The organism is Domibacillus sp. PGB-M46 (genome assembly GCF_022668875.1).
Classification (GTDB): Bacteria; Bacillota; Bacilli; order Bacillales; family Domibacillaceae; genus Domibacillus.
In genome coordinates, this window is the sequence record NZ_JAKGCR010000020.1 from 40,177 (window position 1) to 65,612 (window position 25,436).

Genomic DNA, 25,436 nt, shown 5'->3' on the forward strand with positions numbered 1-25,436 from the left:
AATTAATGGAGGGGCTACATGCTTGCTTTTATCATAATGACGCTGTTTGTAGTAATGAGTCCAGGGGTTGATACCGCCCTGATTACAAAGCGTACAATGGCTGATGGGCGAAAAGCCGGATTTCAGATGGCGGCAGGGATTACAGCCGGTTCTCTTGGCCACACAATTGCAGCGGCATTAGGCTTATCTGCTCTCCTCGTACAATCTGCTATTGCCTTTAGCCTGATTAAATGGGTCGGTGCTGTGTATTTAATTTATCTGGGGGTCACTGCTTTGCTGCCGAAGAAAAAAGAACCTGCACAAGAAAAGCGAGGGCCTACAAAACAAAGATCCGCTTTTCGGGAAGGTCTGCTTTCCAATCTCCTTAATCCAAAAGTAGCGGTATTCTTTTTAACCTTTTTGCCTCAATTTGTTACGAGTTCGGATCGTGCTATGATAGATCTTTTTCTGATGGGCTGTACGTATGCCCTGCTGTCTATTGTCTGGTTTGTGGTGTATGTTTTCTGCCTCCACTTTATCCGCGAATGGCTGTTGTCCCCTGCTGTGCAAAGCTGGACGGAGAAAGCAACAGGAATCGTATTAGTTGGATTTGGCATCAAGCTGTTATTCACAAAAGCCGATTCCGGATAAAGTTTATCCAGCGTTCTAACAGCTAAGCTAAAGCAGTTCTCTTCCGTATTAAAACCCCCGCTTTAGCGGAAATAAAAAAGACCACTTAAAAAAGCGGTCTACTTTAATGGAGCCTTTGTCAAAAAGAGTCAGCAAGGGTTCTTTCTTCTACTCTCTCCTGCGTATCCATGCTGTTTACTCGGCGGGTCTTGGACCCGGATCCATGCCAGAACTCTGCACGGTCATAACAGGGCGAACCGTCATATCTCCATTCACACGGACCTGGCAGGATAAGCGGATATTGTCTTCCACCAGTCCTTTGTCATCAAACGCTTTTTTCTCGATATTGGTTAAATCATCAAAATCGCCTTCCAAAATTTCTACCCGGCAGGTTGTACACCTTGCTTTTCCTCCACATCGGTGAAGAATTCCTACTCCATTATCTTCTAACGCCAGCACCAGCTTCTTCCCTGCTTCCACTTCAAATGTACCTTCTCCTACTACCGTTATGTTCGGCATCATTTTACCTCCTTTAATCAGCGTGTTGAAAAAATCTGCACTTCGTCTACCTTCTCATAAGTTCATTATCTCCAATGAACGCGTCTCTTAAAAACAAAAATACCTTTCAGCTGCTTTTTAGGTATACAATACCCCTTTTCAACTGAAAGGTGTTATTTTCTTGATTAAAAAGTGCTTTGTTCTGAAGATTATATTTAAACAAGATCTCCAGCTGCAGTCATGGAACCCTTTTGAAGGTCATCGGAAAATACACTGTAGGCAATGACTTTATTCTTATATTGCTTCACCACATCAACATGGTCCTCGTAGCGGTAGACAAATAACCGGACATCATTGCGGCCCCTTTTCGTATCGACTACAAATGGAATCCCGCCGTTTTCCGGTTGCAGAAACAAAGATTCATTCCCCGGAAAAATATAATATTTTTTTAAAACAGACGCTTCATTAAATTGTTGAATCACTTGTGCTTTTTCTTCGCCTTCCAGGCGTGTCCCATCAAGCGTAATGGACGTGTTTTCTTCACTGAGTTTGGCATGCATCTCATACTTACGGATAAGCCGTTCCACTGCGCCAGTTGGAAGGCATGTTACTAATATTTTAAACAGACCGAATACCACTGTTAAAAGCAGAGCAGTCGTTGACATCTTCATCATCTCCATTTTTATTTTAAACATAAAGGTGCCTTTTATTCTCTGTTTACTATCATACTAGATTTCCCCAAAAAAGAACCAGCCAATTTATCTCTTTTTAGACCATCCAATATAAAGAATTGGATTGTTTATGTTTGCGGCAAGGATTGAACCGCCTTTAAAGCTTCCGCAAACCGTCCAATTCCCTTTCGGATGGCTTCGGGTTCTTCCCGCCCGAATGTGAATCGGACATAACCTGTTTTTGAACCCATAATACTGCCCGGCACAAAAGCGACGCCTCTTTTCATAGACTCATTTAACAGCCCATATTCATCGACTTCTTCTTTTAATTTGCACCATAAGTGGATACCACCTTGCGGCACGAAAAATTCCACTTGGTCTCCTAGAATCTTTGTCAGACTTGACGTTATTTCATTTCTTTGCGCTTCTAATTTTCCCCTCAACGTTGCAATATGATCGTGAAATTGCTCTGATCCTAGAAATTCTTTCGCTACCCATTGTGGAAAAACACTGTGGCCAAAATCAACCTGCTGTTTGGCATCAGCGAGCCGCTGAATAACCGTGCTTGGGCCAATCACCCAGCCGATCCGAAGCCCTGATGCGACAATTTTGGATAATGAACTCACATACAGCACATTTCCGTTCTCATCCATTGATTTCAGCGTCGGATGCACTTCTCCACTAAAAGACGTTAAGCTGTACGGATCATCTTCAATAACTGGAATACCATATTCGGCTGACAGCTCGAGCACTTTCCGGCGTCTTGCCTGAGACAGGACCGCCCCGCTCGGGTTTTGGTGGTCTGGATTCAAGAAAACCATCCGGATCTTATGCTTTTTATGAAGATCCACCAAATTTTGAGGATTCATGCCCTGTTCATCGACAGGCAGATGAAACGTCTTTAAGCCGGCAGACTGAAAAATCGGCAGAGAATAGCAATAAGAGGGATCCTCTATTGCGACAGCATCTCCGGGCTTGAGCAGGCATTGGATAATCAAATGGAGAGCCTGCTGGGCACCTGAAGTAATCAAAACAGAGGCTGGGTCCGCCTTAATCCTTTTGTATTCTTCAACATGAGCACAGATGGCTTCCCTTAAGGGTTCGTTTCCTTGCGGATGATCATAACCAAGGTAACCAGTAAAAGGCTGGCGGGAAAGAATCTCTTGAAATTCGGTATTCGGAAACAGCGCCGCAGTGAGTTCGCCGCTGGCCAGATTAATCAAATCGTTTTTGTATGTTTCTGTGCGGATACGCTGAACCATAGGAAGATTCGGTAAAAAAGAACCGTCTTCTACATAGCGGCCCCAGTTCGGGACCCGCTTGTGGGCAATCCCCCAAATGTTTGTACTGACTCTGGTGCCGCTTCCCTTTTTTCGTTCAACCACACCTAAAGACTGTAATTCTTCATAAGCCGCCACAACGGTACTTCTGTTCACTTGCAGCTCACTGGCCAAGGCGCGTTCGGAGGGCAGCAGGCTGTCAGGTGAAAATGTGCCTTCAGAAATTCCCTGCTCTATGTAATCTGCAATCTGCTTGTAGATCGGTTTTTTATCCGTCCGGTCCGGTCTCCAGTCCATGTATGTTCCCTTCTTCCCTGATGTCCTTTTTCATTGTTTATATAAAAAAGAGCAACAATCAAAACCTTTTTATCACTAATTTTATTTTAAACCTTAAGCCGTGTAACCATCCACTTTTATCATTTTTCACCCCCCCACTTTATGCGCTGTTGTATGTAAGTAATAGGCTCTGTTACATAATTATCTTGACTGTTTAGCAAAAGAAAAAGGACCTTGTAGGGTCCTTTAGCTGTTCTTTGTTGAGCTGACACCCTCGTTCGTTGAAGAATGTACCGGGAAACAAAGTTACAAAATTCCATAAATCAAGATGGTCATCCATAAATAAATTCGTCTAACTTACTTTCCCTAGCCCTTTATCGCTTTATCAAGACAGATAAGTCACCCTCGAAAACTTTTTCTTCTTTATGGTTATAAGTAGATAACAATACGGTAAGGATACCCGTTTCCTTTTTTGCTGCCTGCTTATCTATAACTTCAACAATGATATGTAATTCATCTCCAGGATAAACGGGTTTTACAAATTTAATGTTATTCATCCGTGTTCCAGCAATAACATCCTCACCGTAGAATCCTTCTTCAACCCAAAGCTTAAATGAAATGGCCAGCGTATGTATACCGGAAGCAATAATTCCGTTAAACCTTCCCTGACTTGCTTTTTCCTCGTCCATATGCATATATTGGGGGTCAAATTCACCTGCAAACCTCATAATATCCTCTTTTGTTAATTTGAATGATTTCGTTTGGAACACCTGTCCAATTGTAAACTCATCTAACTTCATTTCTACACCTCTATTTTGTAATGGTTGAACTCGGTTATGCCCGCGCTGCATACTTAACGAGCGGAAAATAACACCAAGCTTTCTTTCGATATAATAACCTGTTAATTTTAAAAAATTAGTATAGTAAGCCAAACAAAAAAAGAAAAGCCTATAAAACTGGCTTTTCTATCACTGTATCACAATAAAGTCGGTTAAAATAAAACAGTTTCTAACTGTAAGATCTATTTCCGCTTTTTCTTAGATTCATCAAGTTCAACAAATTGGGGATAGAAATGAAATAAAATTAGCCCTGAGAACCCAAGGACAGCAAGAGTAATGATCCAGCTACCGATTGAATTCTCCTGGACGACTGCTGTGCTCAAAGCTAGTGCTACAACGCCAAAACCCGCCAGTACACCCTGTTTTGCGTACATAAATAGCAATAGAATAAAAGCGCTGATCCTTTCTAATGTCCCTCCTGTGTTACATTCCTTAAAAAATTGAATGATAAATAGGACAAGATTCCATGAAATTAAAATTGTGATTCCTGCTGCAAAAATTAAATCGTATAAACCTGCAAACATATTAATCTCCTTACAATGTTTGTGTTCACTAACACATTTAGCGTTCTTTGCGTTACGGTGAATGCAAAATCTAAATGGCTTAAACGAATCGTCAAAATCCCTTTTAACAGATTTACGGTCATGATGCTGTTCACTTTAAACGGGACTACTTTTTTACTTTTGGACTGTACGCACAATATCTATCTTACACCAGATTCAGCAAAATAACACCCGCCAGGATCGATAAGATGGAAAAAATCTTCCTTCTGCTCCGCGATTCTCCAAATACGAAAATACCAATTAATGTGGTACTTACAATCGTCAGCCCCGCCCAAACCGCAAAGACAACGCCTACTTCTAAATATCGGGCAGATAATGACACAAAATAAATACATGTAATAAACAGCCCAAAAGCACCAATTGTCGGCTTGATTACTTTAAAGCCATTTGACATCTTTACACATAGCTGGCCTGCAACACCCAATAAAATGCTCAGGCCCAAAAACACATACCCCATTATAAACGTTCCCCTTCCAGTGATGATTTTGTTCCAGGCTTCGTATTGATAGCCACGGCACCTACGACAATTAAACCAATGCCAAGTAATTTAACCGCGGATATACTCTCATGAAACAAGAGAATCCCCAGAAGGGTAACCAAAGCTGTTCCAGTTCCTGCAAAAACAGCATTCACAATCCCTACTTCGCGATTTGCCGTGATGAAAATATAAATTGCAATAGATAAACAATAAAAGAAAATCGCTAAAACAGTTGGCACAAAAACAGTAAATCCATCCGCCAGGTTAAGAAAAGTGACCCCAATGACTTCAAATAGGATGGAGAGGAGTAATAAGCTATAATAAGCCATATATAAAAGCCCCATTTCAAGGAAGTGTATGTAGTTGAATAATCTTAAATCAATCGAATACTTTGTTGCTGTGGCAGAATACGGCACGTTGACCAAGGCAGCCCATCATCTTCACGTTACGCAGCCTGCTTTAAGCAAACAAATAAAGTTATTTGAGAACGAACTTGGATATAAGCTGTTTGAACGCTCTCATCAAGGGATGAAGCTTACAGACAAAGGAAGGAACCTGTATGAAGATATTTCTCCCCTGTTGCTTGCTCTGAAAAATAAAATGAAGGAACACAGTGTAATTAAAAACATCCGCTTCGGCGTCTCTCCTTTTCTGGCCACCTATTACCTTCCTGAGTTAGAAGCAGAACAGAAGATTAAAATCGATTTTACGGTGACACGGGAAGAATGCAGGGAATTTCTTCCCATGCTTGAATCAGGGAGGATCGATGCTGCGATTGTGCAGGAATACGCTTCCTACCCGGGTCTTTTTTCAAAGTTTCTTTACGAAGAAGAGTTCCAGGCCGTGGTGCCTAAAGGGCATCCTTTAACCGAAAAAACATCTATACATATAAAAGACTGCTTGAATTATCCGCAGGTTTTGCCGCCGGAAGACAGTCAGTTGTATCGTAATATTCAGTTATTTATAAAAGAAAAGAACATCGACCCAGTGAAAATTGTTTGCATGCCCTATCACACTATTATTGATTATGTGATGAAAGGATATGGGATTACCTACCTTCCTGCGCTTATGATTGAACATCTGTCTTACAAAAATCTGCAGTTTATTCAATTAGAAAACAAAGAGCTGATCAGAAAACTATATCTTTTTGCAAATAGCCGCCACGTTTTTGATATAGTCTGGCAGCAGTTACAAAAAGAACATTCTTTGTAGTTATTTTAGCGGCTTTAGGACATCAGAAAAATTGACCAATCGATATAAAGGTATAACTTAAAGTTATACCTTTATGGTCATTCCTTTTTAGAATTGATTATTCGATAGAAAAGTTCCAAAGATCCTTATCATTTGTTTAACTAAAAACCAGGTTAATTTTAAAATATAGAAGACCAGCTCTTTAGCACTAGGTAATAATATGAGATAATATGATATAATACAGTGATTATGGTTGCATTTAGGAGGCAAATATGGACGATTTATTAAAATTAAAAGATAAAACGATTGTTATCATGGGCGTAGCAAATGAGCGAAGCATTGCTTGGGGAGTAGCAAAATCTCTTCACAAAGCGGGCGCAAAACTTATTTTTACATACCGAAAAGAACGTTCACTTCAGAAACTAGAAAAGGCTTTAGCTGCTACCAACATCGAAGCAGAATTGATTGTTCCATGTGATATCAACAGTGACGAAAGCATTCAAGCTGCTTTTTCCCGCATCGGAGAAAAAGCAGGTACCATTCATGGCGTTGTTCATTCCATCGCTTTCGCACATGCAGAAGATCTAAAAGGCGCGTTCATCGACACGTCCCGCGACGGTTTTGCGTTCGCGCAGGATACAAGCGCTTATTCCCTAATCGCGGTAGCGAAAGCAGCAAAACCTTTTATGACAGAAGGCGGCTCTATTATCGCGATGAGTTACCTTGGTGCTGAACGTGTGGTTCCAGGCTACAATGTAATGGGTATCGCTAAAGCATCGCTTGAAGCTTCTGTTAGATATTTAGCAGAAGATTTGGGCGCAAGTGATATTCGAGTAAATGCTATTTCGGCTGGTGCTGTTCGCACTTTAGCGGCAAAAGGCATCCCATCTTTTAATGAGATTCTTCATCAAATCGAAGAAAAGGCACCGCTTAGAAGAAACGTCACACAAGAAGAAGTCGGCGATATGACTTTAGCGATGCTGAGCCACCTTTCAAGAGGCGTTACAGGCGAGATCGTATATGTGGACTCTGGCTATAACATTCTCGGTTAATCTTTAACCATAGATGCTCACCCTTTAAGAGTGAGTGAATCTTGAATATATGGAGCCCATGTATTTCAAAAAAATGAAAAAATCCACCAAGGTATAAGCTGCCTTGGTGGATTTTTTTATCCGTTCGTTTTTCCACTTTCTTTTTCAATAGCCAGTCTCAATACCAATAACGCAAGCAGGATCGTGAGCGGCGTCATGAGCAGCTTTTCTAAATCAGAATTGGACGCAGCATTGCCCGCTGAATTCAACGCCATAATTCCAAACATGGTCCATAAACCAACATTTACGGTTTTCTTGAATCTGCCTTTTAGAAAATAGCCTAATTTCATAGCAACAATCAAAATAAATGCCGTTTGTACCAGGATCGATATCAATTCAAAAATGATGAAATCTTCCTGACTCTTTAAGCGTCCTCCCCAGACAAAACCATACGGCAGGATGTTCAAGACGATCAAAATATGCATAAAGAGTGCTGCTGTGTTGATGGCAAGTATGATATTCCCTGCCATCCGCGTGCCAGGTACTGTTTTCATCGTGCCTCCTCATTCGATTCGAACATGTTTAATCACACTCAGCACGTAACTTCAAGAATGCAATCGATCATCGTCTGTTTTGCTTATATAGGCAGTGCTATTATTTTTTTAAAGGCGACCCCTATAACGCTTTCCCTGCTTTAAGTCCTTTTCAGTGTATTCAGCTGCTAAGAGTTTATGTTTAAAAGGACTGCTGGCGGCAAGCAACCGTGAACATGCTTATTACCAGGCCAGTCGAAGGATGTTTCGTACATCCTCTTCATGCAGTTTTACAAAATTGCCAAGCGGCCCTCTCTCCGTGCCCTTTTTCGCCATTTCATCAATGCGGTCATCGCCAATGTCTACCTGTCTCAAAGAAACAGGCATGCCGATCGAATGGAAAAACTGCTTTGTTTTTTCGATGCCTTTCAGCGCTGTTTTTTCAAGATCATTCAAGTCGATTTCTACATCCCATACTCGATGCGCAAATTGAGCAAAACGGTTGAGATCATGTTTGTATACATACGTCATCCATGCCGGGAATACGATCGCAAGCCCCGCACCGTGGGCAATGTCATAAATGCCGCTGATTTCATGCTCGATGTCGTGGCTTCCCCAGTCACCTACACGCCCTGTGCTTAACCAGTCGTTGTGAGCAACCGTTCCCGCCCACATGATCTCTGCACGCGCATGATAATTCTCGGGCTCATCCAAAACCGCATGTGCATTGTTAATAATGGTTTTTAGTGTTGCTTCACAAAGCCGGTCTGTCAGTTCCACGTTTTTCTCATTCGTAAAATATCTTTCCAGTATGTGGGCCATCATATCCGTTATACCGCAGGCCGTTTGATAAGCCGGCAACGTATATGTAAGTTCAGGGTTTAAAATGGCAAATTTCGGTCTCATCGAAGGGTGCCCTGTTGCTCTTTTATACCAGCCGTCCTCCGCCGTAATAACCGTACCATTACTTGTTTCACTTCCCGCAGCCGGAATGGTAAGAATGACACCGAGCGGCAGGCACTCTGTAACAGCACTTCTTCCCGTAAAGAAATCCCATACATCTCCCTCATATTTCACACCAGCGGCAATTGCCTTCGCAGAATCAATGACGCTTCCCCCGCCTACAGCTAGAATAAACTCAATATCGTGCTCCCTGCATAGTGAAATACCTTGCCGAACAAGACTCACTCTCGGATTAGGCTGTACGCCGCCTAGTTCAATAACCTGGATTCCCTGCTCCCGCACGGACTGCATAACTCTATCGTATAAACCGCTTTCTTTAATGCTTCCCCCGCCGTAATGCAAAAGCAGTTTTTTGCCGTATGCAGCAGCTTCTATTCCCACTGCTTGTTCCTGCCCTTTTCCAAAAATAACTTTTGTAGCGTTTTGAAATACAAAATCCTGCATTTGTGTATCCTCCCCTAATGTGAATGATTTCCTTAAAACGAGCATTTTTATCGTATCACCAAATTGGCAAAAAGTAGAGGGACCCTTTTCCCGTTCTGCACGCAGCAGGTTGATTTTATTTTTCATTTTTCAAGTAGTGGTATATATCCAATTGGCTTTTTGTCTTTATAAATTAAATAAACTGCCTTTACGCTGGCTGATCCAGCTGGCAGAGTTCGCTTTACTGTTATTGTCCCATCATTCTTTTAAACTGTTATATAAGAAAACACCTCCAAGTTGTTTTCCAGGTAATTACATGCCCGGTTTCAACTTGAAAGTGTTTTGATTTGTTTTATTCTACACTGTCGTTCTTTGTATTACAAATAATAGTCTTTAAAAATCTACAGTTATTTTTTTAGCTTTTTCAATGACATCTCCATTACCGTGAACGGCATCACTTGTTAAAATGTCGACAGAAGTGATGTCATTTCCATCCTCAAGAATAAAGCCCATGTTGCCTTTTTTAATATTGTTTCCTTCCAGGTCTCCAGTTAACTCTTCAAGGTAAATATCGTCTTCCCACGTTTTATGCTCACCTTTGCTTGTCTGAATAAAAGCGACCGGTGTAAACTGCACAGTCTCATTAGATGTGTTGCTTACTTCAACAGAGACTTTAACGAAATCAAATTCTTCATCATGTGTATAACCATGGAAAAAGTCAATCATGCTGTAATCCGGAACGAAATGGACCACTTTCACATCTTTGATAAGCATCTCAACAGATCCCACTTGTACGGTTTTATTTACTTTTTTATATGCTTCGAGTGTCAATTCTCCTTTTGCATCCGTTACCGTCTCGCCGACCTTTACTAAGTTAATGTCATCCGTTATCTGTGCACTTGGAACATAAACATCTTCATTGGTGGCTAAATCTGCTGTTTCTGTCTGATCAGCTGTTTTTGTTTCTGCCTGTTCTTTAGAAGCTGCGTCTTCTGTTTCCGCACCTGCTGAACAGCCTGCAAGAAGCATCAAAACCAGTCCTAGATACGATAACTTTTTCAAAAGAATCCTCCCCTATATCTTCAGCTTCATAAAAGGACCCGCTGTCTGTCATAAGAACAGCGGGGCTTTTACTAATGGGTGCTTTTATTTATTTTCTGTTTCACCTAAAAGATCAAAAATGATTTTTGCCTGGTCGGTATTTTCAATTTGTCCGGCAAAGCGCTCTTTGTAAGGTCCATAAGCATAAACTGGAACATCTTCTCCAGTGTGGCCGCCTGTTGTCCAGCCTGTATGGGAACGCTCATTAAAGATTTCTTCAATCGCATTATCGATTTCTGTTACGTTTTTGGAAGCTGCTGCTTTTTCAACCGATTGAATTTCTTCTGCTGTTAGAGCCAAAAGATTTTGATCAATATTCGCTTTTAACGTTTCTTCCACATTTGCACCTTTTGCAATTTTATCTGCCATAAAGTCAGGTGTACGTTTTGCTGCTTTGATCGGCTCGCCAAACCAGTTATATACGCCGTCAGCACCAATTGAATATCCGCCTGTAGAGTGGTCCGCTGTAATAACAACAAGGGTATGCTTGTCTTTTTTCGCAAAGTCGATTGCGGCTTTTGCTGCTTTTTCAAAGTCAGCCATTTCACTCATCGCGCCAACGATATCATTGTCATGTCCTGCCCAGTCTACCTGGCTGCCTTCTACCATTAAGAAAAAGCCGTCTTTATCTTTGTTTAAACGGTCAATAGCTGATGAAGTCATTTCTTGAAGAGAAGGAATGTCTTCTGTACGGTCGATCATTTTTGGAAGACCGCCTTGAGCAAATAAACCAAGAACCTGCTCGTCCTTATTGTTCAGCATCTCCTCTTTGTTTGTTACATAGCTGTAGCCATCTTTTTGGAAAGCTTTTGTTAAATCAACGTCTTTACGTACAAAGTTTGACTGGCCCCCGCCTAAAAGAACATCAATTTTATGTTCGCCGTTAACAAGCTCTTTGTAATAATCATCTGCGATCGCATTCATGTTTTTACGGTTTTCATCATGGGCACCAAATGATGCTGGTGTGGCGTGAGTAATTTCAGAAGTCGCGACAAGTCCTGTTGCTTTTCCTTTTTCTTTCGCCGTTTCAAGAACCGTTTTTACTTCAGATTTATCGTTGTCTACCCCGATGGCTGCGTTGTATGTTTTTACACCTGCAGACATAGCTGTAGCAGCCGAAGCAGAGTCAGTTACGTTTTGCGCTGGGTCTTCTGGGTACGTCATTTGCTGTCCAACAAGATATGGGTCAAATTCCGTTTGTTCAACAATCCCTTTTGTAGCAGGATCATCTTTTAAATAACGGTAAGCGGACGTATACGATACACCCATTCCGTCTCCAATTAAGAAAATGACGTTTTTAATTTTGGCATTGTTATTTTTTTCTGCAGCTTGTGTATCTGTATCTGGAAGCGTTCCAGCAAAGCTGCCTAATGCCAATGTAGACAACACGCAAACTGGAATAAGCTTTTTAGTTAATTTCTTTTTAAACAATGGAATAACCTCCAAAATAGTATTTATCTTTGCTACAAGCAATACTATAAAGGTATATTATTAAGTCTTTATTGAGTAAAGGTAAAAATATATTAATATAATGTAAATATCGTTTATTTATTACCTTTTATTTCATTTTTATATACTTTATTCATGAAAAGTAGTGCTTAATCTTCAGAAAGAACATGATCTTTATTTGTGTTTACACTTATTAATGGGGCATAGATGCATAAAAAATAAATTTACGCATTATTAATCTTTCTATATAAGCTGAGCTGCTTCGCTCTATACCCACGGTACCTGGTAAAAAGAAATCTCAATGAAAAGAAATCTATATAATTATGTAAGTATCCTTCAACCGCAAAAAAGGACAACCAGCCATGATATGGTTGTCCTTTTCGTTTATAAAATCTTTAAATCTTTTTGCTTTGCTGCCCCTTGTATGTGAGTTTAGCCATTAGTATCCTATATGAAATCAATAACGGTCTGACTGTTATTTTTCAGAAGCTGAACGTACAGACCCTTCTTGTTTAAACAAAAGCATTTGGGCACTCTTGTCTCTCATTTCTTCTTAACTTGGACCAGCTTTACCTTTCGATACTCTCTCAAGTACAAAAAAGTATCCGGATTCCTCTTTTCCGCCTTTCAGATCCATAACACCTAGCACAGTATGGTCATCCACTTTTCTAAACATGTCATACATGCCATGCTGATCATAAATCATTGTGGCACTTAAGACACCTCTATACTCCATCATACGCATTCCCGCTTTGTCTTTTTCGGTTGCGATAAGGGGTGATACAGCGGAAAACAATGGCTTAACCAGGGATCTAGGAATTTTGTCAAATGGCAGGGACAAAGGGATAAAACCCGGATTGACCTTATACAATACACCATTATTTTTTTGAAAAACGAGCGGATGAACGGTTTCAGAATCGATGAACTCCTTGCCAAACCAGTTCAAGGATTCAAGCAGTCCATCCATCGGGTGGTTCGTTCTGAACTCCCTGCCTTTCCATAACCCGGTCATAAATGGAAGATCGACACTTTCCAATTGGTCAAAAAATTGAAAGGCTTCCGTCTGCGGTATGGACCCTTCTGTAAGAAACTTTTCCAGCTTTGTGCGGGGATTCATTCATCGGCCTCCTCACTTTTTTCCCTTTTCTTTCCTCCGTTCGTTTCATTATACCCTTTTTGCGCAAAGAAAAAGACCGAGTGGAAACCCGGCCTTGATTACGGCTTTTCATACTGTAATGGTTTTTGTGTTTTAAAAGGCGCTTCCGCTCATAGCATGCTGAACGGATATTACAAAGGTAACCCCATTTTCCTGAGATACTATTAGTGTTACTTTTCTCTATCTATCTATAACTGCCTGCATGTTTAGAAAATCAAGTAATCTTTTTTGTTTTTTCCACTTGATACCCCGCCAATTGATGCTTTGAAAAATAGGATTTTGCTGCTTTTAAACACTGCTGCGCAAATTTTTCGTAACCCATTTCTTTTAATCGTTTGGTGTGAGGCAATTCGATCGAATACGGCATGGCCGGCAGCCTGTTTATAATAGCCGCCACCCCAATCCCCCCTTCTCCTACATAGGAACGTTCTTCTCGAAGAATACGGGTCATTTCTTCCTGGGATTTTGGGATAGCCGCCGGGGCATCGCATAAATGAAGAAACCGAAACCAATCCCGCGGCAGGTGTTCCAAATCCTCCACTTTTTCTTTGGAGCGATGAAAATGATGAACATCAATCATCAGCCCGGCATTTTTTTGTTTAGCCGCTTTTAATATATCTACGGCTCCTGCCAGCGTCGATACGCTGGCAATCGGCACAAATTCTAGTTCGACAGTAAGCCCAAACGAGTCTGCAAGCTCGCACAACTCTGCGAAGCGTTCGACCGCAAAAGATCGGTCATCTGTCCAAATGCTGCTAAGCACATGGCGTCCACCAAGCTCAGCTGCCACTTCCATTGCAGGAAGATAGCTTTTCGGCTCTATTCGGTCACAAATTCTTGCAAGCTCAATATCCAGCAGCTTCATCCCCGTTTCAGCCATCGCTTTCTTTGTTTCTTTCAGCAGCAGCTTACTTTCCGTTAAAGAAACCGCAGGCTCTCCAGGCACTCCCATGTGAATAGGTCTAAAGCTAACAAAATCATAACCGGTTCTTGAAGCAATATACGTCATCTCAGGCGGCAGACAGCCAAGTACAGTCAGGTAGGCAAGAGAAAATTGTGGAGCCATCTTTCTTCCTCCAATCGTACATTTTGTAAATATTGCTTAGTTTGTCGCCACGTGGTGAACGGTTTTGCCTGGTGAGTAAATATCCATGATGTTCCAATGTCCTGCGGTTGGCACTGGATTATTCAGCATCGCTACATCAATGACAACTGGTTTTTCGGCAGCAATCGCAGCCTCAAGAGCCGGCTTAAAGTCCTCTGCTTTTTCAATTTTCACACCTTCTATGCCGTATGCGCGGGCAATCGCGGCAAAGTCTGGTGAATACGGCTGGCCGTCTTTTTGGAACAATGTGCCGAGTGTGGTGCCATAATGGGCTTTTTGAAGACCCGCAATCGTACCAAAGGCAAAATTGTTCATAATGACCCAGATAACCGGTATATTTTCTTCTGCTGCCGTGGCAAGGAGCGCCGGGTTTTGCCCAAAACCGCCGTCACCCACAAGAGACACAACTACACGGTCAGGATGAGCGACTTTAACGCCCAGTGCAGCTGGTGCGCCAAAGCCCATTGTCGCGAAACCACCCGGAGTAAAAATGGTGCCTGGCTCTAAAATATCAAACTGCTGGCCGACGCCGTTTTTATTCCAGCCTACATCTGTTGTAATAAAGGCGTCACGCGGCAGCACTTCGCGCACTTCTGCTAAAATCCGCTGAGGCTGCATTGGAAAGCTGTTATCTTTAATAAATGCTTCGTTGCTGTTTTTAAACGCTTGCTTGTTCGCAGCGATCTCCGCTTTCAACGCTTCATTTTGGCGGCCTTTTGGCGCTATTTTCTTTGCTACTCGGTTCAATACGCTTAATGCTTGCTTTAAGTCTGCCACCGCACCCATCTCGACTGGATAGTTGCGGCCAATTTCGCTGGCTTCAATGTCGATTTGGATCAACTTGGTTGGCGGAAAATGAAAGGTATATTCGTCTTCCCATGAGCTGCTGTCCGCTTCGGCAAAACGAGTGCCAAGCGCTAACATATAATCTGCTTCTTTACATTTATTGTTGATAAACTCGGTGCCCCAAAAGCCAGTCATGCCAAGCACAAGTGGGTTATCGTCTGCTACCGCCCCTTTGCCCATCAGTGAATGCGCTACCGGAAAATCAAAGTGATTGATAAACTCAGCCAATTCTTCTGCTGCGTCTGCAAGCAGCACGCCGCCGCCCGCGTAAACCACCGGGTTTTTCGCATCAAGAAGAGCGTCAATAATCCTTTCTGCTGTGTCTTCATCGATGGACGGTTTTTGAAGTGCCTTCGTATGGTGTTTTTGTTTTTCAAACAGCTCTGTGTCAATTTCTTTTGAAAAAATGTCCATTGGAACGGATACAAGGACCGGTCCCGGCGTGCCCGTTTCAGCCAGCTGGAATGCTTTCTCTAAAATTTCTGGCAGCAGGTGCGCGCTGTCTACACGCCATGCTCGTTTTACAAAAGGACGGTAAATTTCGTACTGCGTTGCATCCGCATGAAGGTTGATCTCCTGATGTGGGTGCTTCCCGTAGTAATGGCTTGGCACATCGCCCGCGATGACAACCATTGGAATACAGTCCATCGCCGCATTTGCCACCCCGGTTGCGGCATTTGTCATGCCCGGCCCCACATGGCTTAATACAACGGATGTCTGCTTTTTCGCACGCGCATATCCATCTGCGGCATGGGAAGCGACTTGTTCATGGCGTACGTTAACAAATTTAATTGAACTTTTTTCTAGCTCTGTTAAAACAGCAATATTGGTGTGCCCACACAGTCCGAAAATATGTTCTACACCACGGTCTTCTAAATATTTAACGAGTTGACGAGAAATCAGTTCTTTCATTGATGAAAGCCCTCCTTAAAGTTCAAAATAATTTTGGCGTATTGCCCTGAGACAGCCGCTTCGTATGCACGCTCATATTCTTTAAGCGGAATGATATCCGCAATAATAGGATCAATTGTGAATTCCGGCAGCTTCAAGTATTCTGCACTTTCTGAGAAATCAGTCGGAAAGTTGTAAATGATGCTTCCATGAATAGAAATTTCATTGCGGACGATTTTCAGGATCGGCAATTTCGCTTCATCCGTTAAGCCAATTAAAACAACTTCACCGCCCGGTTTTACAATATCTACAGCCTGCTCAACTGCCTGCCTGACCCCTGCCGCCTCAATCACAACATCAAATTTCATCTTTTCTGGCACAGCAGATGGAACAAACGTCTGAATATCACCGTAAGCAGAAACCTTTTGTAATTTTTCCTTATTGATGTCAATAGCTGTAATATCTGCACCGAGGTGAGCAGCAAGCGCAATGGCTAGCTGTCCTTCTGTTCCGCAGCCAATGACCGCAACTGAAGCGCCGTTTGTAATGTTCGCCCGTTTAAAAGCGTGAATGACCACTGCAAAGGGTTCAATTAACACAGCCCGTTCATCCGACAATTCATCAGGGACAGGCAGAATATACTTAGCAGGTACTGTAAATTCTTCTGCAAAACCGCCGTCTATATTGACGCCAAGAGATTTCTTGAAAGCACAGAGGTTGGTTTTGCTTTTTTGGCACTGTTCACACTCACCACAATAGGAGTTTGGCTGTACTACAACTCGTGTGCCGATTGGAATATCCACTTTTTTTCCCGTTTCAATTACCATGCCAAGCAGTTCATGCCCTGGGGTAACCGGATAAGAGGCATGAGCAATCTTTCCTTTATACACGCCAATATCCGATCCGCAGATGCCGCCGTAAATTAATTTGAGTTTTACTTCATCCTGTTTCGGCGCCGGGGCACTGCTTTCTTGTAAAGAAATCTCCCCAGGGCCTGATATATGGAGACTGCGCATTTTATTCACCGCTGCATGTTTATTGAGTTTACGTTCTAAAATACTCATAGGCTCACACCGGAAGCTGAAGCACGATCATTTTTGATTCCGTCATGTCTTCAACCGCGAAACGCGGGCCCTCACGTCCAATACCGCTGTTTTTCACGCCTCCATATGGCCAGTGATCCAGGCGGAAATTGGAAGTTCCATTAATTACAACTCCCCCAACAGCCAGTTCGTGTGCCGCCTTATAGGCAAGGTCAAGCTGATTTGTAAAAATACCTGCCTGAAGGCCGAAATCTGAATCATTCGCTTCTGAGATGGCTTCTTCAATTCTTTCATAAGGAAGAATGCTGACGATTGGGCCAAATACCTCCTGGCAGACAACATTCGTTGTTTTGGGCGGATTCAGCAAAATCGTTGGCTGAACACTGGCACCCTTCTGTCTGCCTCCTGAGACAACTTCTGCTCCATCTTTTACAGCTAGATCGATCCAATTAACGATACGGTCAGCTGCCTGCTCATTGACTAACGTGCCCACATCAGTTGATGGATCAAGAGGGTCGCCTACTTTCAGCTTTTCTACTTCGTGTTTCAAAAGTTCCTTAAACTGGGGAACGACTGATTGATGCACATAAATACGCTGAACAGAGATGCAGCTTTGCCCTGAGTTGCTGAACCCGGTACGCGCACACATCGCTGCCGCCCGTTTCAAATCTGCGTCTTCATGAACAATGGTCGCCGCATTTCCGCCAAGCTCGAGCAGCACTTTTTTCATTCCGGCAATTGAGCAAATATTGCGGCTGGCTACCGTCCCTCCCGTAAACGAAATGATGTTCACGCGATCATCTTTTACAATGGCCTGCCCACTTTCCACTCCACCGAGAATCATGTTTACTGCAGTTAATGGAAGGCCGGCTTCATGCAAAAGCTTCAATAAAGCGCTTGCAATCAAAGAAGTTTGAGGTGCCGGCTTTAAAATCGTACTGTTTCCTGCAGCAAACGCCGGGCCTACTTTATGACAAACAAGGTTTAATGGAGCGTTAAAAGGAGTGATTGCGGCAATTACGCCTGCCGGAACACGAAAAGTCACAGCGATTGCTTGTTCCCCGCGTTCTGAAGCATCTCCCGGCATGCTCTGCCCATGCAGCCGTTTGGCTTCTTCTCCTGACAGCTCCAGTGTTTCAATAGAACGAGATACTTCATCCAGCGTGTTTTTCAGTGGTTTGCCAAGTTCTAATGAAATTAATGTTGCAAACTCTTCTTTTCGCTCATCTAGAAGAAAAGCGGCTTTCTTTAAAATACCAGCCCGTTTATGTGCCGGGATGGCCGCAATTTCTTTTTTGGCTTCAAATGCGGCTTGTAATGCTTGTTCTGTATCTTCCATTGTTGCGAGTACTTGATGCCCAATGACCTCTCCGGAGTACGGGCTTTTTACTTCTATAACTTCCCGATTTCCTTCCAGCCATTCACCGTTTACAAACGGCTGGGCCCTTTTAAGTTCTGTCATAAGAGCTGTTTGTTCGTTTTTCAGTTCTGCCATACGGGTCACCTGCTTTTATAATTTTTTCACTAGATCGATCTAATAGAAATTTTTTATTAGATCGATCTAACAATCGACCTAATAACTTCGCTTCTATGTAAGCGTTAACAACATCTTAACTCAGCTTAAAATTTTATGCAATACTTTTTATACAATTTTTATTAAATTTTTAATGCATGGACGAAAACGGATAATTTTGTTAGGTTTATAGAGTGGATCGATCTAGAAAGAAGGTATAATATGATTTTACTCCTTTATACATCCTTGATTGCACTTTATATTCTGTCTGTTTTTTTTGACGCTTCTTTTCTCCACTATATTGTAGGAGTGGCAGCCTTTTTAACACTACTGACAGCTGCATTTGCGGCTAAAGGGCTGTATTTCTACTCTGGGCTCCTGTTTTTTCTCATTGGCTCTGTGCTTTTTATTATGCAGGATCTTCCCTGGTATCACTTTTTTTTATATTTTGATTCAATGCTCGGTGTAATGTCCCTGTTTCTTGTGCTGCCTTTTTTAAATTCTATTATCCGAACCGGACATTATGATACGAATCTAAATATTCTGCTTCGCCGGAATGTTCAAGGGTTTGAGAAGTTATATCGGCGCAGTTTTCTTGTATCCCATGTGCTTGGCTTGTTTTTAAACGTTGCCACGATTCCGCTGCTAAAAAACACGCTTCATCATACCTTAAAACAGTTCCCAAGAGAAAAAGCACAAGCTTTTCTTTCTCAAAGCCTTCTTCGCGGATATGCTCTTTGTTTATCATGGAGCCCGATGGAAGTCATGGTCATTACATCACTTGATATAACTGGAAAAACTTACATTGAAATTGTTCTGGCCATGTTAATGCTTGTTTTTCTTTTTACAGCTGCTGATTATACGATTTCGTTTTTTAAGTACCGTACATTCGGCTTACACATCGCAGATTCTATGCAGAAAAAATCAAATGTAACGCGAAAATTGCTTCAAATGGGCGGCATGCTTTTGCTTTTTGTCTGCTTGGCCTCCATATTCCAGCATTACTTTCAAACAGGCTATCTGCTTTCTGTTGTAATCGTGGTTATCCCTATTTCGTTTTTATGGGCTTGTTTAATTAAAAAACAAAAACGGTATCTTAAAATTACGGTGCCGCACTGGAAAGAACGTACAAGAGGCCTTTCCAATTACTTCTTTATGTTTTTAAGCGCCGGCTTATTTGTAAATATGCTTTCGGAATCTAACACGCTGTCTTTTTTACAAGATATGTTTTACAGCGTTTCTCATCAAACACTGGTTTTTTATGTTTTGATTGGCCTGTACTTTTTCGTGACATCGCTCGTCGGCTTTCACCCGCTTGTTTCGATTACCCTTTTAGGAGAGCTGCTGAGGCCTTCTTTACCCGATACGTCATCTATTTCACTTACCATTGTCCTGATCACCTGCAGCCTGGCAACTGTGATGTACAGTCCTTTTAATTTATCAGTTTCCATCCTGTCGGACCTTTTGCGTATTCATCCATTTAAAATTGTGCGATGGAACCTCCCGTTTGCGTTACTTTATATGAGTGTGAGTATTTTCATTGCTTATGCGCTAAGGCTACTTCTTTAACACATGGAAAAGGTTGAGCGTTAGGGCCTCAATCAAAAGCTTTTCCAATTCTTTATATTTATTAAAAAAGCGATTCCAGGTGGAATCGCTTTTTTGTCTTGTATAGAAGAGGCAGAACCGACAAAAGACTTATCCCAGCTTTACCTGTCCTTCCGGTTTTGGACTAAGCATGGAACAAGGGCCTGCTTGAAGCATATAACTGCTGCTGTCTGTTTTTCCAAGCAGCTGCTGGACTTCTTTTGCTGTTTCAATCATTTTTACTAAGTCAATCCCTGTTTCAATACCCATTTCCTCAAATCCGTGTACAAGATCCTCAGAGGCAATGTTTCCTGATGCTCCGGGAGCATACGGGCAGCCGCCTAACCCCGCAATTGAACTATCAAAGTGAATCACATCCTGCTGCAAAGCGGCAATTGCATTGGCAAAAGCCATGCCGCGCGTATTATGGAGATGCATTGAAAACGTCATCGCAGGAAACTGTTCTCTTAATTGGCCGAGATAATTGTAGACTTGACGTGGATTGGCCATACCGGTTGTATCGGCCAGTGATACTTCCCGAATGTCCATTTTATTATATCGGTCTAATATAGCTGCGAGGCGGTCAACGGGAACAATTCCTTCATACGGGCAGCCAAAGGCCACTGAAATGGAGCCTCCCACTGTTACTCCATGTTTCTCAGCTAACTCAATAATAGGTTCTAACGCATTCTGGGCTTCTTCTACTGTCGCATTTGCATTCGAAAGACTATGAGAATCCGTTGCAGATAACATGAGTTTTAATTTTTTTATTCCCACATCAATGGCACGCTGCGCTCCTCTAGTATTTGGAACGAGTGCCCGGAATTTAATATTCGTTAAATCCTGTGTGCGTGTGACAACCTCTTCAGCATCTTTTAATTGCGGAATGGCTTTTGGATGAACAAACGATGTAATTTCCATTGACCTGACGCCTGTTTCAGCCAGTTTTCGTATAATCTCTATTTTAGTCTCTGTCGGTATCCAGTCGTGTTCTGCCTGAAATCCATCACGCGGCGCTACTTCACAAATTACGGCTTTAGAAGGGATCTGTAAATCAGTCATGAATCAAATAACTCCTTTCATTTTTAAATCAGCCATTTCGGCTTCAGACAATCCTAATTTCCCGCCTAATATTTCTTCATTATGCTCACCAAGCTCCGGCGCCCGGTGTCGGATGGCCCCTGGTGTGTCCGAAAAGTTTGGTACAACATTCGGAACCTTGACTGTGCCAAGACGCGGATGCTCTACTTCCACAATGTTTTGGCGGGCCGCATAGTGAGGGTCATTAAAAATGTCTTCGATACTTAAAATAGGGCTTACTGGAACGCCAAAATCATCGAGCTTTTTTTGTAATTCTTTTTGTGTAAATCCTTTAATGAAGGCACGTACAATTCCCTGTACTTCTTCATCATTCTCAAGGCGAACGGCATTTGTATAGTACCGCTCATCCTCCAGCATATCTGTACGTTCCATTGCCGCTGCCAGGCGGTCAAAAGTGGAATCCGTACTGCAGACGAGCACCACGTATTTGCCATCTTTCGTTTCATATGTGCCGGCTGGGCTTGAATGGCCGGCAAGGCCCGGGCTTCTGCCTCGTACTTTGCCGTTTTGGTCATACTCAGCGATTAAAAACTCAAGCATACGGAAAATCGATTCGTACAGTCCCATCTCTACAACCTGACCTTGTGCATCTTCATGTGTATCCCGGTGGTACAGAGCACTTACAGCAGCAAACGCCACATAAATGCCGGTAATGTAGTCAAGCAGAGAATAAGATGGGCTGACCGGCGGGCGGTCTGGATAGCCCTGTATATACGTATGTCCGCTGAATGCTGTGCCTGGTGTTCCAAAGCCAGCTTTTTCACTGTAAGGACCGGTTTGTCCATAGCCCGAAACACGCACCATGACCAGATTTGGATTAACCGCTTTCAAAATATCATAGCCCAGTCCCCATTTTTCAAGCGTACCCGGCCGGAAGTTTTCGATCAGGATGTCGATATCTTTAATTAATTTCAGGAAAATAGCCGACCCTTCCTCTGAATGAATATTGAGGGTAATAGACTTTTTATTGCGGGCAAGACCCGGCCAGCGCAGCGGTTCACCGTCTTTCCATGGCCCGACGGTACGAAGCGTATCTCCTTTATTCGGCAGTTCAACTTTTGTAACTTCCGCTCCCAAATCTGCCAGCAGTGTGGCACCAAACGGAGCAGCGATCATCGTAGAAATATCTAAAATCTGTACACCCGTTAATGGCCCGAAGTTTTTCCGTGACATATTAACCTCTCTCCTTTAATGACATTTTCTTATCTATGCAGCAGGCCCACTTTGATCAAATGCCTTATCTGCAGCATCACCTTTTCATAGCCTCACTCTTCAATTTCAATTCGCTTTACTTCTCCAACCACAAAGATATAGGTAAGAGCTCCAATTAATGCAACTACACCAACAAAAACAATAGCGCCGTTAAAAGAACCTGTTTGACTAACAATCATTCCAATGACAATCGGTGTAACTATCGCTGATAAGTTACCAGCGAGGTTAAAGACCCCACCTGCTAATCCAACGAGCTCTTTAGGGGCAATATCGGAAACAAGTGTCCACGTAATGGCGGACATTCCCTGGGCAAAAAAAGCAAATGACATAACCGCGATCACCAAACCAATAGAAGTTGTATAATTTGCCGCTATAATTGTGCAAGCGCCAAGCAGGCCGAGAATAACCGGTGTTTTACGTGCTTTGCTGACAGATACACCTTTCTTTACCATCCAGTCCGACCAGTAGCCGCCAACGAGAACCCCGATCCCGGCCGCAATATACGGAACCGACCCTACAAATCCTGCTTTTAATAGTGTGATCCCTTTTTCCTGTACCAGATAGCTTGGAAACCAGGTCAGAAAAAAGTAAAGAGTCGATGTCACGGCAAACTGTCCTATGTAAATGCCCCAAAATTGCCGGTATTTAAATAGGTGCCGTGCTTTTGACCAGGTAATTGTCTGCCTCTCTGGCGCCTGATCCGCCAGGCCGCCGCCGTCCCGAATATACGCTAGTTCTTCCTCATTCACATACTTGCTGTCTTTTGGTTCCCGGTAAAATGCAAACCAAACCGCCGCAAATAGAATACCGATCACCCCAGTTACTAAAAAAATAGACTGCCAGCCAAACGAAGACAGCAGCCAGAATAAAAATGGTGTGGCTACTGCCAGCCCAACATATTCCCCGGCTGTATAAACGCCTGTTGCAAGCGCTCGTTCACGCTGAGGAAACCAGGCTGCTACCACCCGGCTGTTGGCTGGAAAAGCTGGTGATTCGGAAAATCCAAGGCCAAGCCTCAGCCCAAACAACGTGCCGAAATTTTTAGCGAATCCCTGGAAAAGTGTAAAAAGTGAAAACATAATCAATGAAATTCCATAAACCAGCCGCGGACCAAAACGGTCGATCAGCCAGCCGCCGGGTATTTGCATAAAAGCATATGTCCAGCCGAATGCGGATAAGATCAGCCCCAGCATCGCCGCATCCAGTCCAAGGTCATTCTGAATAGCAGAAGCTGCTACTGCCATGTTGGTGCGGTCCAGATAATTAATAGCGGTTCCAAAAAACAGCAATGTCAACATGATGAACCGGGCACGGGTTGGTTTCTTTTTATGAAGCGGTTCTGGCATTGTACTCTGTTTCAATGGATAACTCATCGTTACACCTCCAAAAAATTAAACGCTTACAAACATGGATTACTTGTACAACATTCGTTAATGTTTTACTAACCTGTTTATATGACCAAGGATTCTCTTCTTTTGATACTCGTGCAGCCAAAGATGTAACTCTAAATCTCAAATGTTTAAGGAATGGTCTTTCCCGTTCGAAAAAGCTGCAAACATCATCGACAGTATGTATTCCTGAATAAAGCCCAACAGAAAATCGACCTTCTTCCTTTCTGATAATTAAAACACGATTTAATATTCTGCTTAGACACATGATGTATGACTATTCATCTTTATTCAATTATTTTTGAAAACCCTCCTTACCAAGAGAAAATACAAAGTACCTGTTTGATTCAGTCATATTAGATCGATCTAATTACACTACTAGATCGATCTAACAAAAAACGATATGCTACCCTTTTTTAAAAAAGAAGGCCCGTTTAAGTAAGCGCTTTAATTGTATTCTATCTTAGTTGTTTGAAAATTACAACGATCTTTTTAAGTTTTAATACACCACATATCGTTTAATCAGAAAAAAGCCCCCCAGTTGTTAGAAGATGTTTAACAATTGGGGGCTATTGCCGGATCCCTCTTTTTGTTGTAAGCCTATTTTTCCCCGGAAGATGCACGCACAAACAATTCAGGTTCCAATATGATTCTTTCTTGGTCACGCACATGGTCTTTGATCCGTTTATGAAGCAAATCCGCTGCACTCATGCCTATACGCTTCGGAAATGCTTCAACAGTTGTAAGGGATGGGTAAAAGGTTTCCGCTTCTAATACATTATCAAAGCCAACAACCGATAAATCCCTGCCTGGCTGAAGATTTAATTCCCTCATCCGCTGCATTACACCAAAAGCAACAAGATCATTAAAGCAGAAAACAGCTGTTGGCGGGGCTTCGTGCTTTAAGCTTGTATCCAATGTTCGTGCGCCGCCTTCCCGTGTAACCGGACTTTGAAAAATAAGTGATTCGTCAACAGCCAGTCCCGCTTTTTTATGGGCCGCTATATAGCCTTCAAATCTTTTTTTCCAAGCAGATGAATCAGAAATTCCTCCTAAAAAGGCAATCCGGGTGTGACCGTTTTCGATTAAATGATCAACGGCCATCTCTACTCCTTTTTTATAATTGATGCCAACATAATCGCAATGCAGATCAGGAATTTCACGAACAGCTGTTACGATCGGAACGTCCAACTGAAGAATTTTGCCAATGGATGCCGGCGAGTTATCAGACACAGGGCATAGGATAACACCGCCTACCCTATGCTCTAACATCGTTGACAGCAAGTTGTCCTGCTTTGCATCTGAATCAAACGTCGTTGCCAGAAAAACAGTATACCCTTCTTTTTCAAGCTGGTGATGTACACCTGTTAAAAACTCTGAATAATACGGGTTAGCGAAGTCTGTCACAACGACGCCGATCGTTGAAGAGCTTTGCGACCGCAGATTAGCGGCAATTCGATCATAAACGTAGCCGAGCTCCTCCATGGAAGCCAGCACCTTTTTCCTGGTTGTTTCTGAAATGCTTGGACTGTTCCGCACAATTAACGAGGCAGTTGCTCGTGAAACTCCTGCATGGTCCGCCACCTGCTGCAGCGTTACCCGTCCGCTTTTTTTCATTCTCATCACCTGTCCGTTTCTCTACTATATCTACTATTATATCGGACACTTATAATCCAACCAATAAAAATC

The 25,436-nt window shown here is 42.6% G+C and carries 24 protein-coding genes; 4 read left to right on the plus strand and 20 right to left on the minus strand.

The features are described from left to right. Window positions 1-18 precede the first annotated feature (18 nt). The gene (locus L2D08_RS18105; RefSeq protein WP_242235881.1) at window positions 19-630 is read left to right on the plus strand and encodes a LysE family translocator; all 612 of its coding nucleotides are present in this window, start codon (window positions 19-21) and stop codon (window positions 628-630) included. Between the two features lie 174 nt (window positions 631-804). On the opposite strand, the gene L2D08_RS18110 is transcribed toward L2D08_RS18105, so the two are convergent. The 7 genes from L2D08_RS18110 to L2D08_RS18140 all read right to left on the minus strand — a co-directional run bounded on the left by L2D08_RS18110 (window position 805) and on the right by L2D08_RS18140 (window position 5,543). After that, window positions 805-1,128, minus strand: coding sequence for a 2Fe-2S iron-sulfur cluster-binding protein (locus L2D08_RS18110; protein ID WP_242235882.1), 324 nt, complete (start codon window positions 1,126-1,128; stop codon window positions 805-807). Window positions 1,129-1,322: 194 nt separating this feature from the next. Then, on the minus strand, window positions 1,323-1,772 hold the full coding sequence (locus L2D08_RS18115; RefSeq protein ID WP_242235884.1) for a YfmQ family protein: 450 nt from the start codon (window positions 1,770-1,772) through the stop codon (window positions 1,323-1,325). Between the two features lie 134 nt (window positions 1,773-1,906). Continuing rightward, a complete protein-coding gene (gene pdxR / locus L2D08_RS18120; RefSeq protein ID WP_242235885.1) occupies window positions 1,907-3,355 on the minus strand; it encodes a MocR-like pyridoxine biosynthesis transcription factor PdxR in 1,449 nt (482 codons plus the stop codon). Between the two features lie 353 nt (window positions 3,356-3,708). Beyond that, window positions 3,709-4,134, minus strand: a complete 426-nt coding sequence (locus tag L2D08_RS18125) for a MaoC family dehydratase (RefSeq protein WP_242235886.1) — start codon at window positions 4,132-4,134, stop codon at window positions 3,709-3,711. A gap of 221 nt (window positions 4,135-4,355) precedes the next feature. After that, a complete protein-coding gene (locus L2D08_RS18130; protein ID WP_242235888.1) occupies window positions 4,356-4,697 on the minus strand; it encodes a hypothetical protein in 342 nt (113 codons plus the stop codon). Between the two features lie 184 nt (window positions 4,698-4,881). After that, window positions 4,882-5,193, minus strand: a complete 312-nt coding sequence (locus L2D08_RS18135; protein WP_242235889.1) for a DMT family transporter — start codon at window positions 5,191-5,193, stop codon at window positions 4,882-4,884. Continuing rightward, window positions 5,193-5,543 (minus strand): DMT family transporter, encoded by a 351-nt coding sequence (locus L2D08_RS18140; protein WP_242235891.1) that lies wholly within the window; start codon window positions 5,541-5,543, stop codon window positions 5,193-5,195. The genes L2D08_RS18135 and L2D08_RS18140 overlap by 1 nt, the downstream gene beginning before the upstream one ends. A gap of 34 nt (window positions 5,544-5,577) precedes the next feature. Between L2D08_RS18140 and L2D08_RS18145 the strand changes: the two genes are divergently transcribed. Then, window positions 5,578-6,426, plus strand: a complete 849-nt coding sequence (locus L2D08_RS18145) for a LysR family transcriptional regulator (protein WP_242235893.1) — start codon at window positions 5,578-5,580, stop codon at window positions 6,424-6,426. A 251-nt stretch (window positions 6,427-6,677) separates the two neighbouring features. Further along, window positions 6,678-7,457, plus strand: a complete 780-nt coding sequence (gene fabI, locus L2D08_RS18150) for an enoyl-ACP reductase FabI (RefSeq protein ID WP_242235895.1) — start codon at window positions 6,678-6,680, stop codon at window positions 7,455-7,457. Window positions 7,458-7,573: 116 nt separating this feature from the next. On the opposite strand, the gene L2D08_RS18155 is transcribed toward fabI, so the two are convergent. The 9 genes from L2D08_RS18155 to L2D08_RS18195 all read right to left on the minus strand — a co-directional run bounded on the left by L2D08_RS18155 (window position 7,574) and on the right by L2D08_RS18195 (window position 18,441). Next, window positions 7,574-7,990: a hypothetical protein gene (locus L2D08_RS18155; RefSeq protein WP_242235898.1), complete on the minus strand. Its 417-nt coding sequence runs from the start codon at window positions 7,988-7,990 to the stop codon at window positions 7,574-7,576. 222 nt (window positions 7,991-8,212) lie between these two features. Beyond that, on the minus strand, window positions 8,213-9,376 hold the full coding sequence (locus tag L2D08_RS18160; protein WP_242235900.1) for an iron-containing alcohol dehydrogenase: 1,164 nt from the start codon (window positions 9,374-9,376) through the stop codon (window positions 8,213-8,215). A gap of 372 nt (window positions 9,377-9,748) precedes the next feature. After that, a complete protein-coding gene (locus L2D08_RS18165) occupies window positions 9,749-10,417 on the minus strand; it encodes a DUF4352 domain-containing protein (protein ID WP_242235903.1) in 669 nt (222 codons plus the stop codon). A gap of 84 nt (window positions 10,418-10,501) precedes the next feature. Next, the gene (locus tag L2D08_RS18170) at window positions 10,502-11,887 is read right to left on the minus strand and encodes an alkaline phosphatase (RefSeq protein WP_304653938.1); all 1,386 of its coding nucleotides are present in this window, start codon (window positions 11,885-11,887) and stop codon (window positions 10,502-10,504) included. A gap of 571 nt (window positions 11,888-12,458) precedes the next feature. Further along, entirely contained in the window at window positions 12,459-13,022 is a 564-nt protein-coding gene (locus L2D08_RS18175) for a DUF4334 domain-containing protein (RefSeq protein WP_242235907.1), read from the minus strand. A gap of 253 nt (window positions 13,023-13,275) precedes the next feature. Then, a complete protein-coding gene (locus L2D08_RS18180; RefSeq protein ID WP_242235908.1) occupies window positions 13,276-14,127 on the minus strand; it encodes a sugar phosphate isomerase/epimerase family protein in 852 nt (283 codons plus the stop codon). 36 nt (window positions 14,128-14,163) lie between these two features. Next, window positions 14,164-15,924, minus strand: a complete 1,761-nt coding sequence (locus L2D08_RS18185; protein WP_242235910.1) for a thiamine pyrophosphate-binding protein — start codon at window positions 15,922-15,924, stop codon at window positions 14,164-14,166. Continuing rightward, window positions 15,921-16,967: a zinc-dependent alcohol dehydrogenase gene (locus tag L2D08_RS18190; RefSeq protein WP_242235912.1), complete on the minus strand. Its 1,047-nt coding sequence runs from the start codon at window positions 16,965-16,967 to the stop codon at window positions 15,921-15,923. The genes L2D08_RS18185 and L2D08_RS18190 overlap by 4 nt, the downstream gene beginning before the upstream one ends. A 4-nt stretch (window positions 16,968-16,971) precedes the next feature. Further along, window positions 16,972-18,441 carry an aldehyde dehydrogenase family protein gene (locus tag L2D08_RS18195; RefSeq protein WP_375337613.1) on the minus strand — a complete coding sequence of 490 codons (1,470 nt, stop codon included), beginning with the start codon at window positions 18,439-18,441 and terminating at the stop codon, window positions 16,972-16,974. Between the two features lie 240 nt (window positions 18,442-18,681). On the opposite strand from L2D08_RS18195, the gene L2D08_RS18200 reads away from it, so the two are divergent. After that, entirely contained in the window at window positions 18,682-20,028 is a 1,347-nt protein-coding gene (locus tag L2D08_RS18200) for a hypothetical protein (protein WP_242235914.1), read from the plus strand. Between the two features lie 129 nt (window positions 20,029-20,157). On the opposite strand, the gene L2D08_RS18205 is transcribed toward L2D08_RS18200, so the two are convergent. The 4 genes from L2D08_RS18205 to L2D08_RS18220 form a co-directional block, all read right to left on the minus strand. Then, window positions 20,158-21,108 carry a hydroxymethylglutaryl-CoA lyase gene (locus L2D08_RS18205; RefSeq protein ID WP_242235916.1) on the minus strand — a complete coding sequence of 317 codons (951 nt, stop codon included), beginning with the start codon at window positions 21,106-21,108 and terminating at the stop codon, window positions 20,158-20,160. A 3-nt stretch (window positions 21,109-21,111) separates the two neighbouring features. Further along, the gene (locus L2D08_RS18210) at window positions 21,112-22,320 is read right to left on the minus strand and encodes a CaiB/BaiF CoA transferase family protein (protein ID WP_242235918.1); all 1,209 of its coding nucleotides are present in this window, start codon (window positions 22,318-22,320) and stop codon (window positions 21,112-21,114) included. A 92-nt stretch (window positions 22,321-22,412) separates the two neighbouring features. Next, window positions 22,413-23,732 (minus strand): MFS transporter, encoded by a 1,320-nt coding sequence (locus L2D08_RS18215; RefSeq protein ID WP_242235920.1) that lies wholly within the window; start codon window positions 23,730-23,732, stop codon window positions 22,413-22,415. A gap of 615 nt (window positions 23,733-24,347) precedes the next feature. Continuing rightward, the gene (locus tag L2D08_RS18220) at window positions 24,348-25,370 is read right to left on the minus strand and encodes a LacI family DNA-binding transcriptional regulator (protein WP_242235922.1); all 1,023 of its coding nucleotides are present in this window, start codon (window positions 25,368-25,370) and stop codon (window positions 24,348-24,350) included. Between the last annotated feature and the right edge of the window lie 66 nt (window positions 25,371-25,436).